Source organism: Mycobacteroides sp. CBMA 271 (assembly GCF_009729205.1).
Taxonomy (GTDB): Bacteria; Actinomycetota; Actinomycetes; order Mycobacteriales; family Mycobacteriaceae; genus Mycobacterium.
Window position 1 is genome coordinate 159460 of sequence record NZ_VTHB01000009.1, and the last position, 17640, is coordinate 177099.

Annotated in this window: 17 protein-coding genes; 8 read left to right on the forward strand and 9 right to left on the reverse strand. The window is 60.2% G+C overall.

The features are described from left to right. Window positions 1-111: 111 nt before the first annotated feature. Entirely contained in the window at window positions 112-414 is a 303-nt protein-coding gene (locus FZI91_RS22735) for a lipoprotein LpqH (RefSeq protein ID WP_313884544.1), read from the reverse strand. Window positions 415-442: 28 nt separating this feature from the next. Between FZI91_RS22735 and FZI91_RS24070 the strand changes: the two genes are divergently transcribed. Further along, entirely contained in the window at window positions 443-676 is a 234-nt protein-coding gene (locus FZI91_RS24070) for a hypothetical protein (RefSeq protein ID WP_243734035.1), read from the forward strand. Between the two features lie 43 nt (window positions 677-719). On the opposite strand, the gene FZI91_RS22740 is transcribed toward FZI91_RS24070, so the two are convergent. The 3 genes from FZI91_RS22740 to FZI91_RS22750 form a co-directional block, all read right to left on the reverse strand. Continuing rightward, window positions 720-1196, reverse strand: coding sequence for a lipoprotein LpqH (locus FZI91_RS22740; RefSeq protein WP_155941349.1), 477 nt, complete (start codon window positions 1194-1196; stop codon window positions 720-722). 90 nt (window positions 1197-1286) lie between these two features. After that, complete coding sequence (locus FZI91_RS22745; protein WP_155941350.1) at window positions 1287-1595, reverse strand: DUF202 domain-containing protein; 309 nt, start codon at window positions 1593-1595, stop codon at window positions 1287-1289. After that, window positions 1592-1936, reverse strand: a complete 345-nt coding sequence (locus FZI91_RS22750) for a DUF202 domain-containing protein (RefSeq protein WP_162525544.1) — start codon at window positions 1934-1936, stop codon at window positions 1592-1594. Before FZI91_RS22750 ends, FZI91_RS22745 begins: the two co-directional genes overlap by 4 nt. A gap of 83 nt (window positions 1937-2019) precedes the next feature. On the opposite strand from FZI91_RS22750, the gene FZI91_RS22755 reads away from it, so the two are divergent. Both FZI91_RS22755 and FZI91_RS22760 read left to right on the forward strand, forming a co-directional pair. Continuing rightward, window positions 2020-3249, forward strand: a complete 1230-nt coding sequence (locus FZI91_RS22755) for a saccharopine dehydrogenase family protein (protein WP_155941446.1) — start codon at window positions 2020-2022, stop codon at window positions 3247-3249. Between the two features lie 37 nt (window positions 3250-3286). Further along, a complete protein-coding gene (locus FZI91_RS22760) occupies window positions 3287-4129 on the forward strand; it encodes a PaaX family transcriptional regulator C-terminal domain-containing protein (RefSeq protein WP_155941352.1) in 843 nt (280 codons plus the stop codon). On the opposite strand, the gene FZI91_RS22765 is transcribed toward FZI91_RS22760, so the two are convergent. The 4 genes from FZI91_RS22765 to FZI91_RS22780 all read right to left on the reverse strand — a co-directional run bounded on the left by FZI91_RS22765 (window position 4075) and on the right by FZI91_RS22780 (window position 9442). Further along, a complete protein-coding gene (locus FZI91_RS22765) occupies window positions 4075-4464 on the reverse strand; it encodes a hypothetical protein (protein WP_155941353.1) in 390 nt (129 codons plus the stop codon). The genes FZI91_RS22760 and FZI91_RS22765 overlap by 55 nt on opposite strands. A gap of 2 nt (window positions 4465-4466) precedes the next feature. Continuing rightward, a complete protein-coding gene (locus FZI91_RS22770; protein ID WP_162525568.1) occupies window positions 4467-5471 on the reverse strand; it encodes a S9 family peptidase in 1005 nt (334 codons plus the stop codon). Window positions 5472-6232: 761 nt separating this feature from the next. Beyond that, on the reverse strand, window positions 6233-7804 hold the full coding sequence (locus tag FZI91_RS22775; protein ID WP_155941354.1) for a succinic semialdehyde dehydrogenase: 1572 nt from the start codon (window positions 7802-7804) through the stop codon (window positions 6233-6235). A gap of 51 nt (window positions 7805-7855) precedes the next feature. Continuing rightward, entirely contained in the window at window positions 7856-9442 is a 1587-nt protein-coding gene (locus tag FZI91_RS22780) for an AMP-binding protein (protein ID WP_155941448.1), read from the reverse strand. 477 nt (window positions 9443-9919) lie between these two features. Here FZI91_RS22780 and FZI91_RS22785 point away from each other — a divergent pair, with 477 nt between their 5' ends. From FZI91_RS22785 to FZI91_RS22800, 4 genes are all read left to right on the forward strand, one after another. Then, window positions 9920-11389, forward strand: a complete 1470-nt coding sequence (locus FZI91_RS22785; protein WP_155941355.1) for a cytochrome P450 — start codon at window positions 9920-9922, stop codon at window positions 11387-11389. 501 nt (window positions 11390-11890) lie between these two features. Further along, complete coding sequence (locus FZI91_RS22790; RefSeq protein ID WP_155941356.1) at window positions 11891-12628, forward strand: hypothetical protein; 738 nt, start codon at window positions 11891-11893, stop codon at window positions 12626-12628. Between the two features lie 120 nt (window positions 12629-12748). Continuing rightward, complete coding sequence (locus tag FZI91_RS22795; RefSeq protein ID WP_155941357.1) at window positions 12749-12973, forward strand: ferredoxin; 225 nt, start codon at window positions 12749-12751, stop codon at window positions 12971-12973. Between the two features lie 626 nt (window positions 12974-13599). Next, window positions 13600-13821 (forward strand): cytochrome P450, encoded by a 222-nt coding sequence (locus FZI91_RS22800; RefSeq protein WP_375234333.1) that lies wholly within the window; start codon window positions 13600-13602, stop codon window positions 13819-13821. A 161-nt stretch (window positions 13822-13982) separates the two neighbouring features. Here FZI91_RS22800 and FZI91_RS22805 read toward each other — a convergent pair whose 3' ends face one another. Next, window positions 13983-16340 (reverse strand): penicillin acylase family protein, encoded by a 2358-nt coding sequence (locus FZI91_RS22805; RefSeq protein ID WP_239001613.1) that lies wholly within the window; start codon window positions 16338-16340, stop codon window positions 13983-13985. Window positions 16341-16904: 564 nt separating this feature from the next. Here FZI91_RS22805 and FZI91_RS24380 point away from each other — a divergent pair. Continuing rightward, on the forward strand, window positions 16905-17561 hold the full coding sequence (locus FZI91_RS24380; RefSeq protein WP_243734033.1) for a hypothetical protein: 657 nt from the start codon (window positions 16905-16907) through the stop codon (window positions 17559-17561). The last annotated feature ends 79 nt before the right edge of the window (window positions 17562-17640 follow it).

Below are 17640 nucleotides of genomic sequence, written 5' to 3' on the forward strand. Positions count from 1 at the left end.
GGACCTTAGTGCAGGTAGAAGGCCATTCCGCGGTGACACGCGGGGGTATGGGCTACTTGCTTTTGTGGGCACTTCACGCTATGTGACGCAAGTGGCAGGTGTTGTTTGCCGTCAGGGGCATACGGCGTCGAACACGAAGGGCTTGATCGCGCCCCCGCCCGGTGCGTTTCCCCAGACGGCTCCGGTGACGGTGTAGCGCTTGCCGTCCTTGGTGACGGCGGCGCTCTCCCCCTTCTTCTTGACCATGTCGAGGTAGATGTACGTGCCGCCATCGACGACGCCCAGATCAGCGCCTTCGACGGTGGTCGGGGGGTCGCCGATGAGGATCACTTCGCGATGGCCAGGGTCTTGCCCGTACTTGATGAATGTCCGGCCGCGGGGGCCCGTCGTGCACGTAGTTACAGCCCCTGTCACCACCGGCTTCCTGTCAAGGGTGATCGAGGTGGTGCCGTCCTTCGGTCTGGCGGTCGCAGTAGGTGTACTTGTGCTCGTTGTGGTGGCGACTGGCATGGTGGACGTCCCGGTGTTGGTTGCCCGGGAAGTGGTGGGCGGGGAGGTGCCCGTGACCTTTGTGATGCCAGTGTTGGTAGAGCACGCGGTGAGTCCGGCGACGACCAGTGCGATGGTGATGGTTGCGTGTTTCACCTTGTCCCCCTTGCTGTCCCAAACAGGCTAGCCGGGCAACACATTGTGCTGCCCGGCTAGATCGGTGAGGTGTCTCAGGGGCAGCTGACTTCGATGTCGAATGGCTTCTCGACCGGTTGCATGGGGTTGGCCATGTCGACGCCGGTGGCGGTGCCGGAGATGGTGTACTTCTTGCCGTCCTTCTTGGCAGTGGCCTTCCCGCCTGGCGCGCCCTCGGTATAGCCGAGCGTGACGCCGTTGATGTTGCCGAGGCCTACTGAGGTCACGGACGGGGAGTCGCCGTCGGAGAGCACGGCCGCGATGGCCTGCATCCCGCTGCCGATCCCGATGCTCATCTTGCCGCCGGCCGCGCTGCAGGCGATAGAACCTTCGACTTTTTGTTCCTTGCCGTCGATGGTCACCTTGGCAGTGCTGTTGGTGGCGACAGAGCCGGCGTTGCCACTAACGGTGGTGCCCTTGGTATCTGACTTGTCCTTATCGCTCGAGCAGCCGACCAAACCTGCGGCGATAACCGCCGCGCCGCCAATGGCGACCACAAGCCCACGCTTCATAGCGTTCTCCTTTGTGTGATGAGGGGTGGAGCAGAACAGGACAAAGTATGGGGTGGCGACCGGCTGTGGTCTGGGGAATTGCAGATATACCTATGTGACCAGATTTGCGATGTCGATACCGGCCGACAGTAGGGCCACCGCGACCACTGTGACGCTGGTCCACGCGATGACTCGGCCGCCGCCGTTCCAGTGTCCGCGGGCCAATGAATAGTGGCGCACCGTGCTGATCGCGACGATGCCGAGCACGACCGCGGTCGCAATCAGCGATGCCCCCGCGGTCTGCTTGTTGATGAGCGCGTGAGTTATGAACACCGCGGCAGTTGCGGCGGCGGCCAGCCCGGTACGGCGCCAGGCCAGTGCGGTGCGCTCGACGGCATGGGTCTCGGGTGCCGCTTTCATCGGTAGAAGACCGCGATGGACGCGAGGATCGCGATCAGCCCGATGCTCACAGCAAGGAGCGGTACCAGCATCGTGCCTTTGAGCGGCTGGTCTCGGTCCATGCGTTCCTTGATATCGCGCCAATGCAGATAGGCGCCTATCGAGACCACGACAGCCAATGCCAGGCAGGAGGCGGCAAGCACATGGCGGACCCCGGAATGGTGAAACGGTTGGACCAGGGTCTGCACCGCGACACCGCCGGCCAGTAGTCCCAGCGCGGTACGGATCCAGGACAGAAACGTGCGCTCGTTGGCCAGCGTGAAGCGGTAGTCGACCTCGTGATTTTCGGGCGGTTCTGTCACCTCGCTCAAGTTACCCGCCATCCACGAAGCTATCAATTACTATACGATCGTAATTGAGATGATAGATAATGTGAGGAGTGATGATGAGGGTTCTTGCTTTGGGCGGGGCGGGCGCCATGGGCGCTGTCGCTGTACGGACCGCGCTGGACGTGCCGGGCGTTGAGGAAATCGTCATCGCCGATCGTGATCTCGGCGCCGCCGAAGATCTTGCGCGGCGGTTGGGTGAGGGCCGTCTTCCGGTCCGAGCACTTGAGGTCGATGTCACTGACGAGGCGGCGCTGCGTGGGGTGCTCGAACCGGTAGACCTGGTCCTGAACACCGTTGGGCCGTACTTCCGTTTCGGACTGGCAGTGCTGCGTGCGGCGATCGAGACCAAGACCCACTACCTCGACATCTGCGACGACTGGGAGCCGACCCTGCAGATGCTCGGACTCGATGAGGCCGCACGGAAACGCGGAGTCTGCGCGGTGATCGGCATGGGCGCGAGCCCGGGGATCAGCAACATGCTTGCCACCGTCGCCGCCGCGAGGCTCGATTCGGTTCAGGACGTCTACACGGCGTGGCCGGTGGATGTCGGCAACGATGGAGAGGACGCCGGGGGAGAAGCGCAGTTGCTGGGCCCCGACGGACACCCAACTGCGGCGGCGGTGCACTGGATGGAACAGGCCAGCGGCATGATCACCGCCGTGAGCGCCGGGCGACTCGCCGAGCAGCGCCCGTTGAACCCGGTTGTGCTGAAACTGCCGGGAGGGCGCGGGGGTACCGCCTACTCGATAGGGCATCCGGAGCCGATTACGTTGCAGCGCACCCTGAAACCGACCGGCGATGCGCTGAATCTCATGGTCATCAAGCCGTGGACAGTGGCATACCTGGATACGCTGCGCCGCGATATCGATGCTGGTCGCCTTACCCGGGAACAAGCGGCGAGGGCATTCGCCTCCCCCGGGCTAGGGCGCATAGCGCGCTCCATGCCCTCCGTGTTGCGCTTGCGGGGGCCCGGCTCGCTTCCTCCGTTCTTCGCCGCGGTCACCGGCGAGATGGGTGGGGATCGACGGGTAGTGCTCGCGCGGCTGAATCTGATTGGTCCGCAATCGAAACCGATGGACAGCGCGCTGTTCGACATGGCGCTCATCACGGGTGTGCCACTAGCGCTGGGCATGGCGCAAGTAATCGACGGAACGGCATGCCGCCCAGGGGTTCACCCGCCCGAGGCCGTCATTGACCCCGGACGATTCTTCGCAGACCTTGGCGTGGCGCTCGGGTGTGCTAGCGGTGTTTCGCCATACCTGGTTGAGGAGGAATCGCTGCCTTGATTCGATCACCAGTCAACCGAACGTAGGATTGTTGAGCATGAACGCCGAGGTCTCCACTCGCAGTGTGGTCGAGAGCATGATTCGCGAGGACGCGACCATTGACGCCGGCGAGCTCTACGACGTCGCCAACCTCCTTGGCATGAGCGATCAACAAGTCCGGCTGTGTATCAAACGTCTTGTCGCGGAAGGTCGCTTTGTGCAGGACGGGCGGGGGCGCAAGGCGATACTGCGTGCGACCGAGACGATGGCGAGGACGCTCGAACCTGATCTGGAGTTCGTACGCTTCATGTACGAACAGGATCGCGGCCTTGCGCCGTGGGATGGCCGATGGCATCTGGTGGCGTTCGCGGTACCCGAGTCTGCTCGCCCCGCCCGCGACGCGATGCGCGATGCGATCCTGCGGCTAGGGGGAGCGCCGATCCAAGGCGGCCTGTATGCCAGCGCCAATCCCTGGGAGGATCGGATCGATTCGACGGCAACACAACTCGGTGTGGCCGATCATGTCACAACGTTCACGACCGCCAATATTGCGATTGGCGGCAAGGGTGGCGCGCGCCAGCTCGCCGAACGATTGTGGCCGATTGACGCCATCGCCGACCGCCATCGGCGGCTCCTCACGGTGGCAGAAGAAACGCTTCTCGCGCTGCGTACCGCGACACGGATCGAACGTCTCACCCTGGCCGTCGCGCTAGCGGCAGAGTTCACTCAGGCGGTTGAACCCGATCCGCTGCTGCCGCCGCAGCTGCTCCCGCAGCCATGGGTAGGCACGGCCGCCCGCGCTGCGGTCGCCGCGTGCTGGGCTGAATTCCTGAAAACCGAAGCTGATCAGCCGATCCGCCTCTTCCGCTGGTACGCCGAGGTGATCAATCGGATCGTCTGAACAAGGCCCAGAGTGGCGCCAAGAATCGTCAGTGCGAACCAGAACCAACCCCACGACGGCGGCAGCGGAAACAGCACGAACGCCGCCGTCGAGTACAGGACAATCGCGATTCGCAGGCGCAGCACGTCGTTGAGGCGTACAAGCGTCACCGCGTTGCGAATTCTATGTAAGACAAGCAGGTTGGCGCCGATCGAGGCGAGCAGGAATGTTAGGCCGAGCAGCTGCACCCACAGCGGCGGGGTGCCCGCCCACGGCTTCGAAAATGGCACGGTGGCCGCGGCCACCATCACGGCACCCACCGCTTCGTAGACGACCAAACGTCGCGCGATGTGCATGCTCAGCGCACTGGTTGCCCTGCGACGTACTGTCGGAGATTATCCAAATACCCAGGGGCATATAGCGAGCGAGGGGAGAACACCGCGACAAGCATCGAGCGCCAGTTTTGGTTGTTGTCGAGATCTGCCTTCACGATGTTGTGTGATGCGTTCGGATATCGCTGCACCGTCAACTGCTGCGACGGAAGTATCTGGCGGTAGACCTGTTCGGTCTCGTCGACGTCAACATTGAGATCCTCGTCGCCAAGGGCAAGGAGAATCGGAACCTTGACCTGCGGCAGCATCTCGGTGACGTCGGACTGGTAGTTCTTGAGTACGAAGTTCCAGCGATCAGCCGACATAGGATCCGAATCCTGCTGGGCCGCTAAGTAATGTTCGTAGGTTGCTTTGTCGCGCAGCAGAGGTAACCCGGCGTTGCGGCGGTCCAGTGCTGCCTCAATCTCCGATGGTGAGGCCCCGCGATGCCGTAGCTCGGCGAGTAGGTTGAACTTCCCCTGCCGTTGCCAATTCACCGCCGCGCCAACGAGAATCACGAACTGCAGATCGGGTCGATGTGCCGCGACCTCCGGCACTACCCATCCGCCTTGGCTGATGCCCCACATGCCGATCCGTTGTGGATCGATATCGGCCCGTTGGCGCGCCCAGTCGATCGCCGCCTCGGCCTCGGCGGCGCGGTCATGCATGCTTTGATTCAGCCAATTGCCTGGGGCACCATCGATTCCCGGCTTGTTCCAGGACAGCGAGGCATATCCCGCCTTCGCGAACGACTCCCAGATCGGCTCGTAGAAGCCGTCCCGCGTGGCGTTCGCCGCTCCGTCACCGTGTACGAACACCACCAAACCGAACGGTCCCTTGCCGTGTTTGGGCAGTGCAAGTGTCGCGTGCAATGGCTGCGTCGAGCCGGGAATCGTCAACCGTTCCTGCCGGATCGCGAAGTCGTTGGCGTAGATGACCCAGCCGCCGACGCTCAAGACCAGGGCCACTGCACATACTGCCGCGGTCCACACCCGGCGAGATTTACTATCAAACACATGACGATCGTATCAGTAATGATAGATTTAGTCGCCTGTGGAGGCTGGCGCGACTCGAGAGAATCGACTGTGTGTTGTAAAAACTGGAGCGGATGACGAGCGGTCAGCTGGTGCAGCTGGTCGCCGAGCTCCAGGGTGGCGCGGCGCAACAGGCGGTCCGCCGATGCTCTGGGGTCGCTGTCGCTGGGCAAGGACGCGATGGCCTGTGCATGTGGCGGCGATGTATATCCGGCTGTGGGGCGAGGTCCGGACGTTCTGGTGCTCGTTCATGTTGTCGCGCAAGAGTAGACGCTTGCCGGGGTCGATGATAAGTCCGCTTACGTGGCCGGTGCGGGAGTGATTGGCGCCGATGAACCTCGGCGGTTGGCCGAGGGTTCTGCGCGGCGTGCGATGAAGATCTCGACCACTGCCTAACCGCAGTATCGCCCCTCGCTGGCTCTCGCGGAGTTTGTGAGGGCGCGAGACGGGCCGCGTAAGGCAGTCCCCCGACATGCCTGGACGGTTCAGATGCTAGGGCAGAGGTTGTTGTGTGCCGGAAGCGATTTGACTTCAGCTCATGCTTGAGGGATTCAGAGATCTGCTGTTGCGCAGCAAACGGATTCGCAATGGCTAACCGTCAACAACGCCAAAATGCATCTAGGGCCTTAGGGATTGGAGGTAGCGGCGACTTCCTGCTTGTCATGGGCGAACTTCGCAAGTTTCTCGGCTTCCCACAAGCACGGGCTTGAGTGGCCCGTTCATTTGATCCTTATCAGTTTCATGAGGCGGTAGAGCTGTGTGAGGAGCGAGGCGTTTTGTTCTGTCGATATTCCGGGGAGTGGGTCGAACCCGATCAGGTGCTGGCTCGCGATGGTTTGTAGTTCACAGTATTGGAGTAGGCCGTGCTCTCCGTGTCGTCGTCCGAGTCCGGATGCTTTCATTCCGCCCATGGGTGCGTCGTTGGAGGTGTAGGCCGATGCGAGTCCTTCGTTGATGTTGACTGTGCCAGCGGAGATTTGGGCTCCGATGTGGCGGGCGCGAGATAGGTTTCGGCTCCAGATACTGGCGTTGAGGCCGTATTGGCTGTTGTTGGCCATCTCGATCACGGCGTCGTCGGACGTGAACGGGTACACGGATACGACCGGTCCGAATGTTTCTTCTGAATGCACGGCCATCTCGGGTGTCACACCGGTAAGGATGGTCGGTTCGTAGAAGTAGGGTCCCAGGTCTGGTCTCGGTTTGCCGCCTGCCCGAACGATTGCGCCGGCGGCAACGGCTTGATCCACGTGTTGTCGAGTTTTATCAAGCTGGCGTTGGGTGCTTAGTGTTCCGATGTCGTAGCTGAAATCAAACGTATTGCCTAGCTTGAGTTCTGAGGTATGGCGGATCAGGAAGTCAAGGAATCTATCGTACACGGATTCGTGGACGTAGAGTCTTTCGATAGACAAGCACAGCTGACCTGTCGTTGAGAAGCAGGCGCGTGCAGCACCTTTAGCCGCTTTGTCGAGGTCTGCGTCGTCTAGCACGATCATTGGGTTCTTTCCGCCGAGTTCCAGTGTGCACCCGATGAGCCTGGTTGCTGCGGCTTGCGCGAGTCTGCGGCCGGCCTGGGTTGAACCGGTGAAGCTGATCTGGTCGGCAAGGTCGATCAATGTGGCGCCAAGGGTATGGGGATCGCCGATCACGATCTGCCACAGGTCCTCTGGTAGTCCTGCTTGGACCATGAGCGCTCGTGCGCGCAGAGCTGTCAGTGCTGCTTGGTTGTCGGGTTTGTGTACGACCGCGTTGCCTGCGATGAGGGCTGGCACTGTATCGCAAACAGCAAGGGAAAGTGGGTAATTGAATGGGGACACAACTGCGACGACGCCCTTGGGATGTCGTAGCTCCACCGCGCGGGTGGCCAGAGGCAGCGCGCCCTTGCGACGCCGTGCGGCGAGGTATCGCGGCGCATTCCTGCCGTAGTAGAGCGATAGCCCAGCCACATCGAGCGTTTCTTCGAAGGCGCTGTTGCGTGACTTGCCGCTTTCGGCCTGGATGATGTCCATCAGTTCAGTGTTGTGAAGCGCAAGGTCATGGAAGCGCAGAAAGATACGGGCCCGTTCGCGCACGGGCGTTGTCCGCCACTTACTTTGTGCTTGGCGTGCGCGCTCGAAGGCCGTATGTACATCTTGTTGCGTCGAGGTAGGTAGCTCGGTCAGCACTTCTCCGGTGAAGGGTGCGATGACCGCGACCGGTGGCCCGTTAGCCACGAGAGCGGCTGTTGCGTGTTGTATCTGTGCGTTTGAAAGTTGTTTAGGCTGTGCGCGCTTGGTTTCTTCTGTCGCGGTCATGTTCGGCTTCTTCCACATTTCTGGTGGGGGGGTATTCGGGACGGCGCTCGCTCAGATGCGCTTCGTGGCTGCGACGGCCGGCAGGTGCTGGCGAAGCTGGTCTTTGAGGACCTTTCCGCTGGCGTTGCGAGGGAGGGCATTAACGAACTCGACCACGGTTGGGCATTTGTACCCGGCGAGCGCTGATCGGCAGAAGGCAATGATGTTTTCAGCGGTGATGCTTGGTTGTGCTATGACGAATGCCTTGACTGTCTCGCCCCAATGGTTATGCGGCAGGCCAACTACCGCTGCCTCGAGGACCTGGGGATGTTCGAGAAGTACCCGTTCGACTTCGGCGCTGTAGACGTTCTCGCCGCCTGTGATGATCATGTCCTTGATTCGGTCCTCGATAAAGAGGTACCCGTCGTTGTCGATTCGTCCGATATCGCCTGTACGCACCCATCCGTCGCCAGTGATTGTTCCTTGTGTCGCCTGAGGTTGGTTGAGATAGCCGGTTAGGTGTTGACTGGTTCGGGCCAGGATCTCACCGGCCTGCCCACAGGGACATTGCTCGCCCGATTCTGGGTTCACGACCCTGATTTCGCACCCAGCAACGGCTTTCCCAACCGAACGCAACAGATCAGGTCGCCGGTCGTCGCGGTGATCAGCTGGTGAGAGTACGGTGATTGCCCCTGAGAGTTCCGTTTGCCCATATACCTGGACGAGGTCGAGATCGGGCCAGGTTGCCAGTGCTTTCACCAGTAACCGCTGGGGTGCGGGCGCTGCCCCGTAGACCAGACGCCGCAAGCGGCCAATCGACTCGACGCCGCGCGGGCCGTCATTGAGAAGTGCTGCGATAACCGGCGGCACGAGAAATGCGTGGGTAACTCCGCTGGCGATGATTTCACACAGCTGCTGCGGACGTGCGTCTCGAACTATAGTGGTTACGGCTCCGGCATGAATTCCCATGAACGCGTGGCAAATCCCGCCAACGTGGAACAGCGGCATGGCAGCAAGGTTGACGTCATTTTCCGAAAATCCCATAGCAGGTTCGACATTGAGGGTGTGTGAGATCAGAGCACGCTGGCTCAGCATGACGCCTTTAGGTCGGCCGGTAGTGCCCGAGCTGTAAATGATGAGCGCGATCGATTCGGGATCAGTTGGCGCAGTGCGCGGCCGTGGCTCCGAGCACGCGATGAACATCTCGTAGGTGTCATCCGCGCCGCCGACGGTAATGATCGCGTCCATGGGCGCACTGATGGAATCAAGCTGATCAGTGCACCCGCGAAATTCGCTGCCCACGAATAGGACACGAATTTTGCTATCCGAGATGACATGACAGATCTCATCATCGGCCTGTCTCCAGTTCACGATGGTGACGGCCGCGCCCAGCGATCCCGCGGCCAAAACGAGCTCCAGGCAGGAAGGGTGATTCTTGTCGAGGAACCCGATCCGATGGCCGGCGCCTACACCTATTTCCGCCAGTCCACCTGCAAGACAAGCGATCCGCGTATGCCACTGTCGCCACGTCCAGGCGTTGGACTCGTATCTCACAGCCACCCCATCGGGGTTTGCCGCGACGTGGGCATCAAGCAGGAAGTCAGTTAGGCATGTGTGCGCACTTGGCCCGCACCGCGCCTCGTCGACTGGTGATCTCATCGGCAACCAACCCTTTCCGGTCGCTGCATATGTGCATGTTGGGAGGCCGTAGTCCCAACCATGATTGACTAATGATACTGATACAGATACATTAGTAACATAGAGAGATTGTCGAAGGGCGTGGTGATCCCAAGAGTCGTCTTGCCGTCAGGGCATGCTTTGACGAAACCTTCCGGCTGCAGGGAAACCTGGCAGCGGGAGGTGTTCGCCTACTCGACGAGCTTCCTTGGCGCCAGCCTCATTTGGCGGTCGTTTGAAACGGGAGGAGCCATGGCGGGAAGTATTTGACCTCTCCATCGAATCGGCAGCGCACGCCGTTTGCGACGACATATCCGTCGCATGTCTCCGTTGCCCGGCACGAGGTCTAGTGGAAATCAATCTGACCGATGGTCCCGTTGTCAGTGGTTTCGGCCGCTCAACTGATTAGTGCAAGTAGCAGACGAGAGATAAAAATGAACGCGAACAATGGAGTGACCTATGACGGCTGCGGCCTCATGCCCGTGGACCGGGCATCCAAACCCCGATGATCAGGCGATCCGGCTCACAACCCACACGAGTAGGGATTTCTTCCGTTTCACCCGAGTTCCGTTGGCCACGATTGGGCGCAGCGTAGATCAGAGCATTCCTGGCCCGCTGGGTCTACCGGTCGTGGGGGTTGCACCTCAGCTCATGCGAGATCCATTCACTTATCTGCATGATGCATCGAAGAAATACGGCGACGTGTTCCGTATCCCGGTTCCGCTTCACGACCTCGTGGTGGTGACCCATCCTGATCTAGTGCGTGAAGTCTTCCATGATCGGGGTGCAACAAGATACGGACTGTATGACTTGCCTAAGTCCCTCGAGAAAAGAGTCGGCCGGGGCCTGCCCATGCTAGAAGGCGAGGAGTACACGCAGCGTCGCAACCTCTACAGTCCGATGTTCGGCAAGCGATTCCTGGCGCGCCTCGCCGATGACTTTGTCGACGAGATGGACAGACGCTTGCAATCGTGGGACGCTGCCGCAGCGTCAGGAACCACGATCGATCTGGAGCGCGAGATTGGCAAGATCTTATTGCCGGCGTTCATGCGCAATATGTTTTCGATGGCGCTCACCGACGAAGAGATCGAGATATACGACAGGGATCTGAGAGAGATCCTGGCGGCAGTCGCGTCGGCGTTTTGGTGTCGTAAACCGCCCAACCTCATGCCCATTCCCGGTGCACCCAATTTGGTCCGATCGAGTCGGCGAATGGCCCGCACCATTAATGACATCTTGGATGCACGAGCTGGCGAGTTGCAGCGCCGAGATGACCTACTCCAGATCCTTGTGGAGGCACGCCTACCCGACGGGTCGCAAGTGGACCGCAAGGCGCGCGTGGTCGACACGATGGGCATCATGATGGCCGGCTATGACACCGTGGTTGCGGTGCTGGCATGGATGTTCTCGCTCCTGCCGACGAACCCTTGTGCACAGCAACAGCTTTACGATGAGGTCGACGCGCTCGGTGGCGTGATGCCCAGCGCTGAGCATCTGGATCGTCTCAGCTGGGCCCGTCAGTGTTTTGACGAGACCCAACGTATACAGGGCCATCCGTTCAATGTGCGTTGGTCGAAAACCGACAATGAACTCGCCGGGTTTCGGATTCCGAAGGGGACGATGGTCGGAGCCTGCATGACGGCGCTCAATCGTGATCCACGGTGGTGGGCCCAGCCAGATGTCTACGATCCCAAACATTTTGACAAGGAACAGGTTTCCGGCAGGCCGAACACCGTATTCATCCCCTTTGGCACTGGTCCGCACCAATGCATCGGCATGGCGATGGCTTACCAGAACGGCTTGTTGCTCACCGCATTGATTCTGCAACGCTATCGAATTCAGCTGAAGCCGGGTTGGACACCCAGGCACAAGATGACTATGTCGGTCACCATTAAGGGTGGAGTACCGTGCACCATCTCTCGCCGATGAATTCACTGACCCACGCACCTTCGTTGCACTACTGCGTTTCCCGGCACCACGAAGGGTTCATCACGAAAGTCGACCATTCCGCACGCCGAGATACATCCCAGATCCATACATGTTGCCCAGGTCGACCTGACTACTGCGAAAGCAGATTGATTGCCGTAACGCTGGATCAGGGCGTGATCACTGGGGTTTCGACTTGGCGATTTACGTCAGCAGGTCCGACTGTCTCCTGCATGTCTCTCGAACTGAGGTCCAACGTCGGAGGCGGCTTGAAGGGGCAAGCATTGGCCCAACTCGTCGATTCGACGCTGGAGTCGGCTATCAAGCACACCGATGCCAAACTGCGAGCACAACTCGAGAATTACTATCACGCACGCTCGGGAACAAGCGTGGGTGCTCATCTCAACCGACATAAAGATAGATACCAGATTCACGAACGGCAATCGGATGATTGGCGACGATCTCCCACCTGGGCCACGCAGTAAAGATGAAAGGTTAGTACCCATGCCTATATCAGCAGCGGATACCGGCGAATCACCATCCCACGTGCAATCCAAGGCGAATAGCTTTGCCCCGCTTGGTGATCGTGTTACGGGTCGTTACGCAAGGAGTCACGACGGTTACCAAGAACTCCTCGATGGATATTGGGAAAAGGTGCGCGCTCAAGAAGGTATGTACGTCAAAGCCGGATTTCCCGCGGATGGTCTCGCCGATTTTCTACGTAGATACTTGGAGGCTTGGGGAACCGCAACCCAAAAGGGATCGATAGAGGCGATCTGCGAATGCCTGACTGATGATCTGGTATTTGCGGATTCGATCACTGGTTGCCGCGACTGGTCCACGACCCAGGCAGAGTGCGACCTCTACCATCTGTTGGTCACATATAGCGTGATCCCGTTCTACCCGCAAGACGACACACACAAGTCTCTACCGCTCTTCGACTTCTTCGAGGGTAATGTCCGAGTCACCGTGCCGTGGCGCGGCAAGGGCTATTTCGCGTTTTCACCGAAGAGGATCGATAGGGTCGGCGTCGACAGATACAACCTCATTCGCGATCCTGCGCGAGGCTGGCTGATCTCCCGCATCGATACCGACTACGACATATTAGCCGGTATTGTTAACGTACTGCCACTACCTCTACATGCAGTCAAGCAACAGACATTCGGATCAGTGCTGAAGGCAGCGCAGAAGTTCCTCCCGTTCCTCCGCGGACCCAAGATCGAAGCATTCCGCTGGAAATGATAGAGATTGACAGGCCGTGATGGCGGGTACGGATCAGTCACGATGCGGCGTGGGACTTTCGATGAGTGCGAGGTGCGGTAAATCAATGACAATTTATTCTTGTGAATATTGCGAGGGATCATGGATGCCGCTTCTATAAAGGTCTCGGCTGATGCTGACATGTGCTTTGGATCGGGCTTGTGTGCCCGTATGGTGCCGGAGGTCTTCGGCGCCGACAGCGAAGGCATCGTCCTCGTCCGCGGCGCAGATCCCGACGGATTTACCACCGTGCATGGACGTCAGGTCGCTGCGGTGAAGCAGGTGTCACTGGCCTGTCCAGCCGGTGCCGTTACAGTTACCGGCTGATCACGGCGTTCGATCGCCTCATAGCTAACGGCGGCAACCGACGGAGTTCAACGGCGTCGTGAACAGCTCAAAAGTCGCCTGTGGTCGATGGCGACGCTCCTGGGCGGTGACCGGGGAGGAATGATTGTTGGTCAATGAGCACGTGAATTGATGATGAGTGACCGTGATGGATGCAGCGGAGTGCTCTAAATGCCGCTCCATACAACCGGAATTGGTGGCTGCGATACCATTGCGCCACGGCTCGCAGACGGTAGAAGTAGCCTGGTAAGGCATCATCGACCATGAATATGTGAGAGACCTGAAGATCGGCCCAGAATGCCGTCGATCGCCATTCCTTGCTAAACGTCGGAGTGATCAGATCGAGTCGTTCGGCAACGTTCGCGGCAGGATTCAGGACGCATTCGACAACTCTCTGTATGTATTTTTCCAGGTCTGCAAGGTCGGTCTTGAGGTACGCCGTGTCTGGGACAAGTACCAGTGACATCACTGTTCGGTTGAGAACGTCGGCCGTAATGTTGGCGTCAGCCTCTGGTTGGGTGGAAAGTCCGTGACGGTCGCCGATATGACCAGGCTCCCGCTGCCTCGAGCCTGCTTCGACGAAGCGCAACGTTTACAAAGATGGTTTGGTGATCAACCCTGAAACCGCCCTCGTCGGTGACGAGATAGGTGGCTACCGTATTGCGGCAGAGACAACGATTCTGCAGTCCTCGCCTGCGACGCAACGTGATCCGCGATTCTGGCCCGAATGCAACCGGTACAACCCTGACTCGTTCCTTAGCGACGAAGCCGACTTGCGCGCGTTCGTTCCCTCTGTGCGTGGACAGCGGCTCTGTCTGGGGTGCAGATAACACGGCCTGCCGGTGCTGTAACGTTCCCGGCCCTGTGGCGGTCGACGCCCGTCGACAGCGTGTTGATGCGGGACGCAAACGCAATCGAGAAGACCGACTGTGTGCGGACCCGCACGCCGACGATCCGCCTCCGTTCTAGCGGTTGCTCGCGGTCTCTTGAATCAACGTATTTGGGTGACAGTGATACTGCTGACCGTGGCATCCGCGACAGAATTGTCGGTGAATGCCAAGGGGCGAAGCTGTTCTGCGCTGAGGGATTCGGCACCTACGTTATAGGCAGAGTTCGTTGGGTCGTCTGGGTTGCCGTACACCAGAATGCCTTTGGCATTCGGGCCGTCAGATCCGTATTGCAGGGCCATGACGAAACTGTCGCCTTCTTGGATGGGATAGCCGTTGAACTTTCCGGGGATGGCCCGCAACTCCGTTCCCGGTGCGAGTCGTTCACCCGGATAAGGTATCGGCTGAGAGGACGTGCCCCACGAGCAGCAGTCGACGATGTTGGCCGCACCCTCAATATCGGTACCGCCGCCAACGGGAAGCATTCGGCCCGTATGGAATTCGCGCTGCCTGTCTCCTAGCGGGGTATCCACCGGAATGTCTGCCCGTTCGAGTAAGCGCACAGCCGCGGACAATTCTTCCAGCCAGGGTTTTGTGTCCGAGGCCGTCACCGCCGGTGTACGGAGCGGATCGCTAGGATCGGAGGCGTCGGCGAACAGACGTCCGCGGTCTTTCCGCTCGGCCGGGGTGAATCGGGATAGCCACTCCCGGAACACGATGGCCCCGCGCGCTCCCACGGTGAACCGGCCATCCCAGCCGGCTAGCGCGGCGCATGCCGGATGTAGATCGACGCCGGCGACCACAGGTGTCTGAGTGCATGCTCTGACAAGTGGTGCACGAAGCTGGTCGGCCAGCACGGCACGATCAGAGAACAACGCGGCAATCACGTCATCGGCGTTCCACTTCTCCTTCTCGCGCAGTAGCTGCGCGTTGGTCTTGGTTCGGGGTGTCAATGCCAGGTTCTCGCCACCTTGTTGTGGCTGATATCCGGTGAGCGGGCGGTTCGGATTGGCAAGCCACATACTGTCGTTGGCGTTGAAGACGTAATCGCGGCGTTCCAGCTGAGGCATGCGTTGGTACCCGATGAGTCCGGGCGCTGCGGCATCGGGACTGTCGGTCCAATCGAACAACGAGTTTGATCCGTTGAGGACCATCAGTCCCGCGGTATCGAACGCTGTTTTGGCCAGGCCCGGTTTGTCGCGCTCCTGAGCCCATGCTTGCAGTGCCTCCGGCGAAAGGTTGGGAGTGGCGGATGCATCGACAATCCATGCCCGACCATCGGCGCTGGCGGAAACGGTGTTCATCCACGGGATGCCCCGATAGGTGCTGAACGCCTGTTGGAACTGGTCCATCGATCGGGCCGTGCCCATTGCCAGGTACTGCATCAGCGCGGTGTTGGTCTCGGCATTCGCATCGGCTATCGCCACCGCTCGAGTCTCTGTCCATCCCACGGTGTCCACATCGACGACGGGGCCGTGATTGGTCGAGTAGAGAGTTCGAGTCGCACGCGAAAGACCATGTTCGCCGGCCACATCTATCGCGATAGGATCGGCGATCATTGTTTTGCGTTGTCCATCAACGTAATACGCAGTGGGATCACGGGGATCTAAATCGTAGCTGTACAACGCGAATCTGCGGCCGGCAGCCACTGTCGCGGTCCAGGCCACCGCATCGGTGAATCCCAGTTGTACCAGGGGTATTCCGGAGATGCTGACACCGTAGACATTGAGCTGCCCGGGAATGCTCTGGTGTGTTTCCCACAATCGGTTCTCGCCCGTCCACGGGTAATGCGGGTTCGCCAGCAGCAGCCCACCACCCGTCGTCGATCGATCCGATCCGAGTGCCCATCCGTTGCTTCCGCCGCGCAGCGGTGCGGGGAGTGTTCCGCTGCGCGGCGCGGACACACCCGAGGGAGGTTGTGCTCTACCGATTTCCAGGACCATGTCGGAGCTGGAGACGGTCATCAACACATCGGAAATGTGTGCATACAGATCTTGGGAGGTGATCGACCTGACCCATCCGGCGTCTTGGCACCAGCCGCCGTTGACGCCGTTTAGGCGCAGAGACTCGTTGAAACCAGCCACGTACCCGTTGACGAGTTCGTTTATCCTGGCCGGCTGATGCGCCCAGCGCTTCGACGCACCTTCCCACAATTTCAGGTGCCGATAGCCAAAATCCATGTCGACATTGCGATTGTCGACGCCGGGCCCTAGCCAGCGGCTGCGCTCGCCGCGCACTTTGACAATTTGGTCGATGAGTGTGCAGGCGCGGTCCTGGGCGAAGGCGAAGCCAGTGCCGTAACCGAGCGAACCCCAATCATCGGCTTTGACATGCGCGACGCCACGCTCGTCCCGATTGATCATGGCCGTGTATCGCTGTAGTACTGGTCGCGCCACTGATGCGGGCCCGATTGCCAGTGCAGCCACCAGTATCAGGGCAACGGTTCGCAGGCTGCTGCTCATTGTTTCGCGGATCGTTCCGACTGCCCGCAGTACCGGCGACTGGGAGATTGGTCATTCCCGAGGGTCTCGTGATACATCGAAGCTCGCCGGTACAGTGCTGTTGTGCTTGGGCCAGTAACGATTGCTGGGGTGACGGTCATGCTTCGTCGACCGATGCTCAGCGACGGTCCATCGTGGCGTGAGACCAACCGAATGTATGCCGACAGACTGCGTGCCGCGTTCGACTGCGACGGGGTCGACTGGGATGCGGCGCATTCGCATGTTTCGTGGATCGATACCTGGCGGAAAGCTCTGTCGGACAACAAAGCAGGTGTCTCGTACTTCATCGTTCGCATCGACGGTGGTCGCCAAAGAATCGTCGGTCATATGTCGGTCGCTGGTGTTCACGCGCGCACTGGCTGCGCGGAGCTTTCATCATGGGCAGTGGGCATCCCCTCTCAGCTCACGCAGTGGGCCCAGGCATGCGTCGTCCTCGACGCATTTGAACGCCACAGTCGGCCGCATGTTATCGCGCCTATCGCTGTCAGCAATCATGCCCCTGCGAAGCTTGCTAGATCATTGGGTATGTGGACCATTCAGCAGCAACGGCAACTACGGCACTACGGCGGTGTTCTGGCCGACCACGACATCTGGATCCTGGTTAACGACGCCGATGCGCGCGCCAAACTCGCGAGCATCGTCGCGGAGATACCCGAGGACACCGCCACTGCCGTGCCGCGTCGGGAGCCGCTCCGTTCGCTGCAGCAGGCGGTGGTCATCCCGCGGTACCTGGTACGCATCGCGCGCTCAACCGTACGCGCTGCTCGGACGAAAGCGCCCGACGTCGGTACGCCAATTCCGGTCGGCTCCGCCTCCGGCGAAGAGGTACTTCTTGTGCCAACGCGCGGCACCGGCGGGCGCTACGAGGTCCTCATTGATGGTGCTCGGGTCGGTCACATTGAAGTCGCGGTCGATGTTGGAACGTCAACGGCCGAGCTGCTGCCGCAGCTCGCGCCGACGTTGCCTCGGGAGACCGGCTCCGCAGTGGTTGTTGGCCTAGCCATTCGCCTTGCCGAACATCACGGTGCGACGCGCAGGACCGTCGTGACCACCGGCACTAACGACACGGACATCGCTGGCGCACTGGCTGAAGCCGGGTTTGTCCATGAGGGTTCGGCCCCGCCGAGTCCGGGCGACGACCTCGAAGAGCGCCAGATGTGGACAGCTTTCCGGGATCTCTAGGCAACCGGACGCTTTCAGTTCGGTTTTTGCCCGTCTACCCCGCCTGCGCTCACAGGAAACTCGCAGCGGCGGCCCAGTG

Coding starts and splice junctions, on each gene's coding strand:
- FZI91_RS22740 (WP_155941349.1), bottom strand. CDS start 1,196: ATGAAGCGTGGGCTTGTGGTCGCCATTGGCGGCGCGGCGGTTATCGCC.
- FZI91_RS22745 (WP_155941350.1), bottom strand. CDS start 1,595: ATGAAAGCGGCACCCGAGACCCATGCCGTCGAGCGCACCGCACTGGCC.
- FZI91_RS22755 (WP_155941446.1), top strand. CDS start 2,020: ATGAGGGTTCTTGCTTTGGGCGGGGCGGGCGCCATGGGCGCTGTCGCT.
- FZI91_RS22760 (WP_155941352.1), top strand. CDS start 3,287: ATGAACGCCGAGGTCTCCACTCGCAGTGTGGTCGAGAGCATGATTCGC.
- FZI91_RS22765 (WP_155941353.1), bottom strand. CDS start 4,464: ATGCACATCGCGCGACGTTTGGTCGTCTACGAAGCGGTGGGTGCCGTG.
- FZI91_RS22775 (WP_155941354.1), bottom strand. CDS start 7,804: ATGACCGCGACAGAAGAAACCAAGCGCGCACAGCCTAAACAACTTTCA.
- FZI91_RS22780 (WP_155941448.1), bottom strand. CDS start 9,442: ATGAGATCACCAGTCGACGAGGCGCGGTGCGGGCCAAGTGCGCACACA.
- FZI91_RS22785 (WP_155941355.1), top strand. CDS start 9,920: ATGACGGCTGCGGCCTCATGCCCGTGGACCGGGCATCCAAACCCCGAT.
- FZI91_RS22790 (WP_155941356.1), top strand. CDS start 11,891: ATGCCTATATCAGCAGCGGATACCGGCGAATCACCATCCCACGTGCAA.
- FZI91_RS22795 (WP_155941357.1), top strand. CDS start 12,749: ATGGATGCCGCTTCTATAAAGGTCTCGGCTGATGCTGACATGTGCTTT.
- FZI91_RS22805 (WP_239001613.1), bottom strand. CDS start 16,340: ATGAGCAGCAGCCTGCGAACCGTTGCCCTGATACTGGTGGCTGCACTG.
- FZI91_RS24380 (WP_243734033.1), top strand. CDS start 16,905: ATGTGGACCATTCAGCAGCAACGGCAACTACGGCACTACGGCGGTGTT.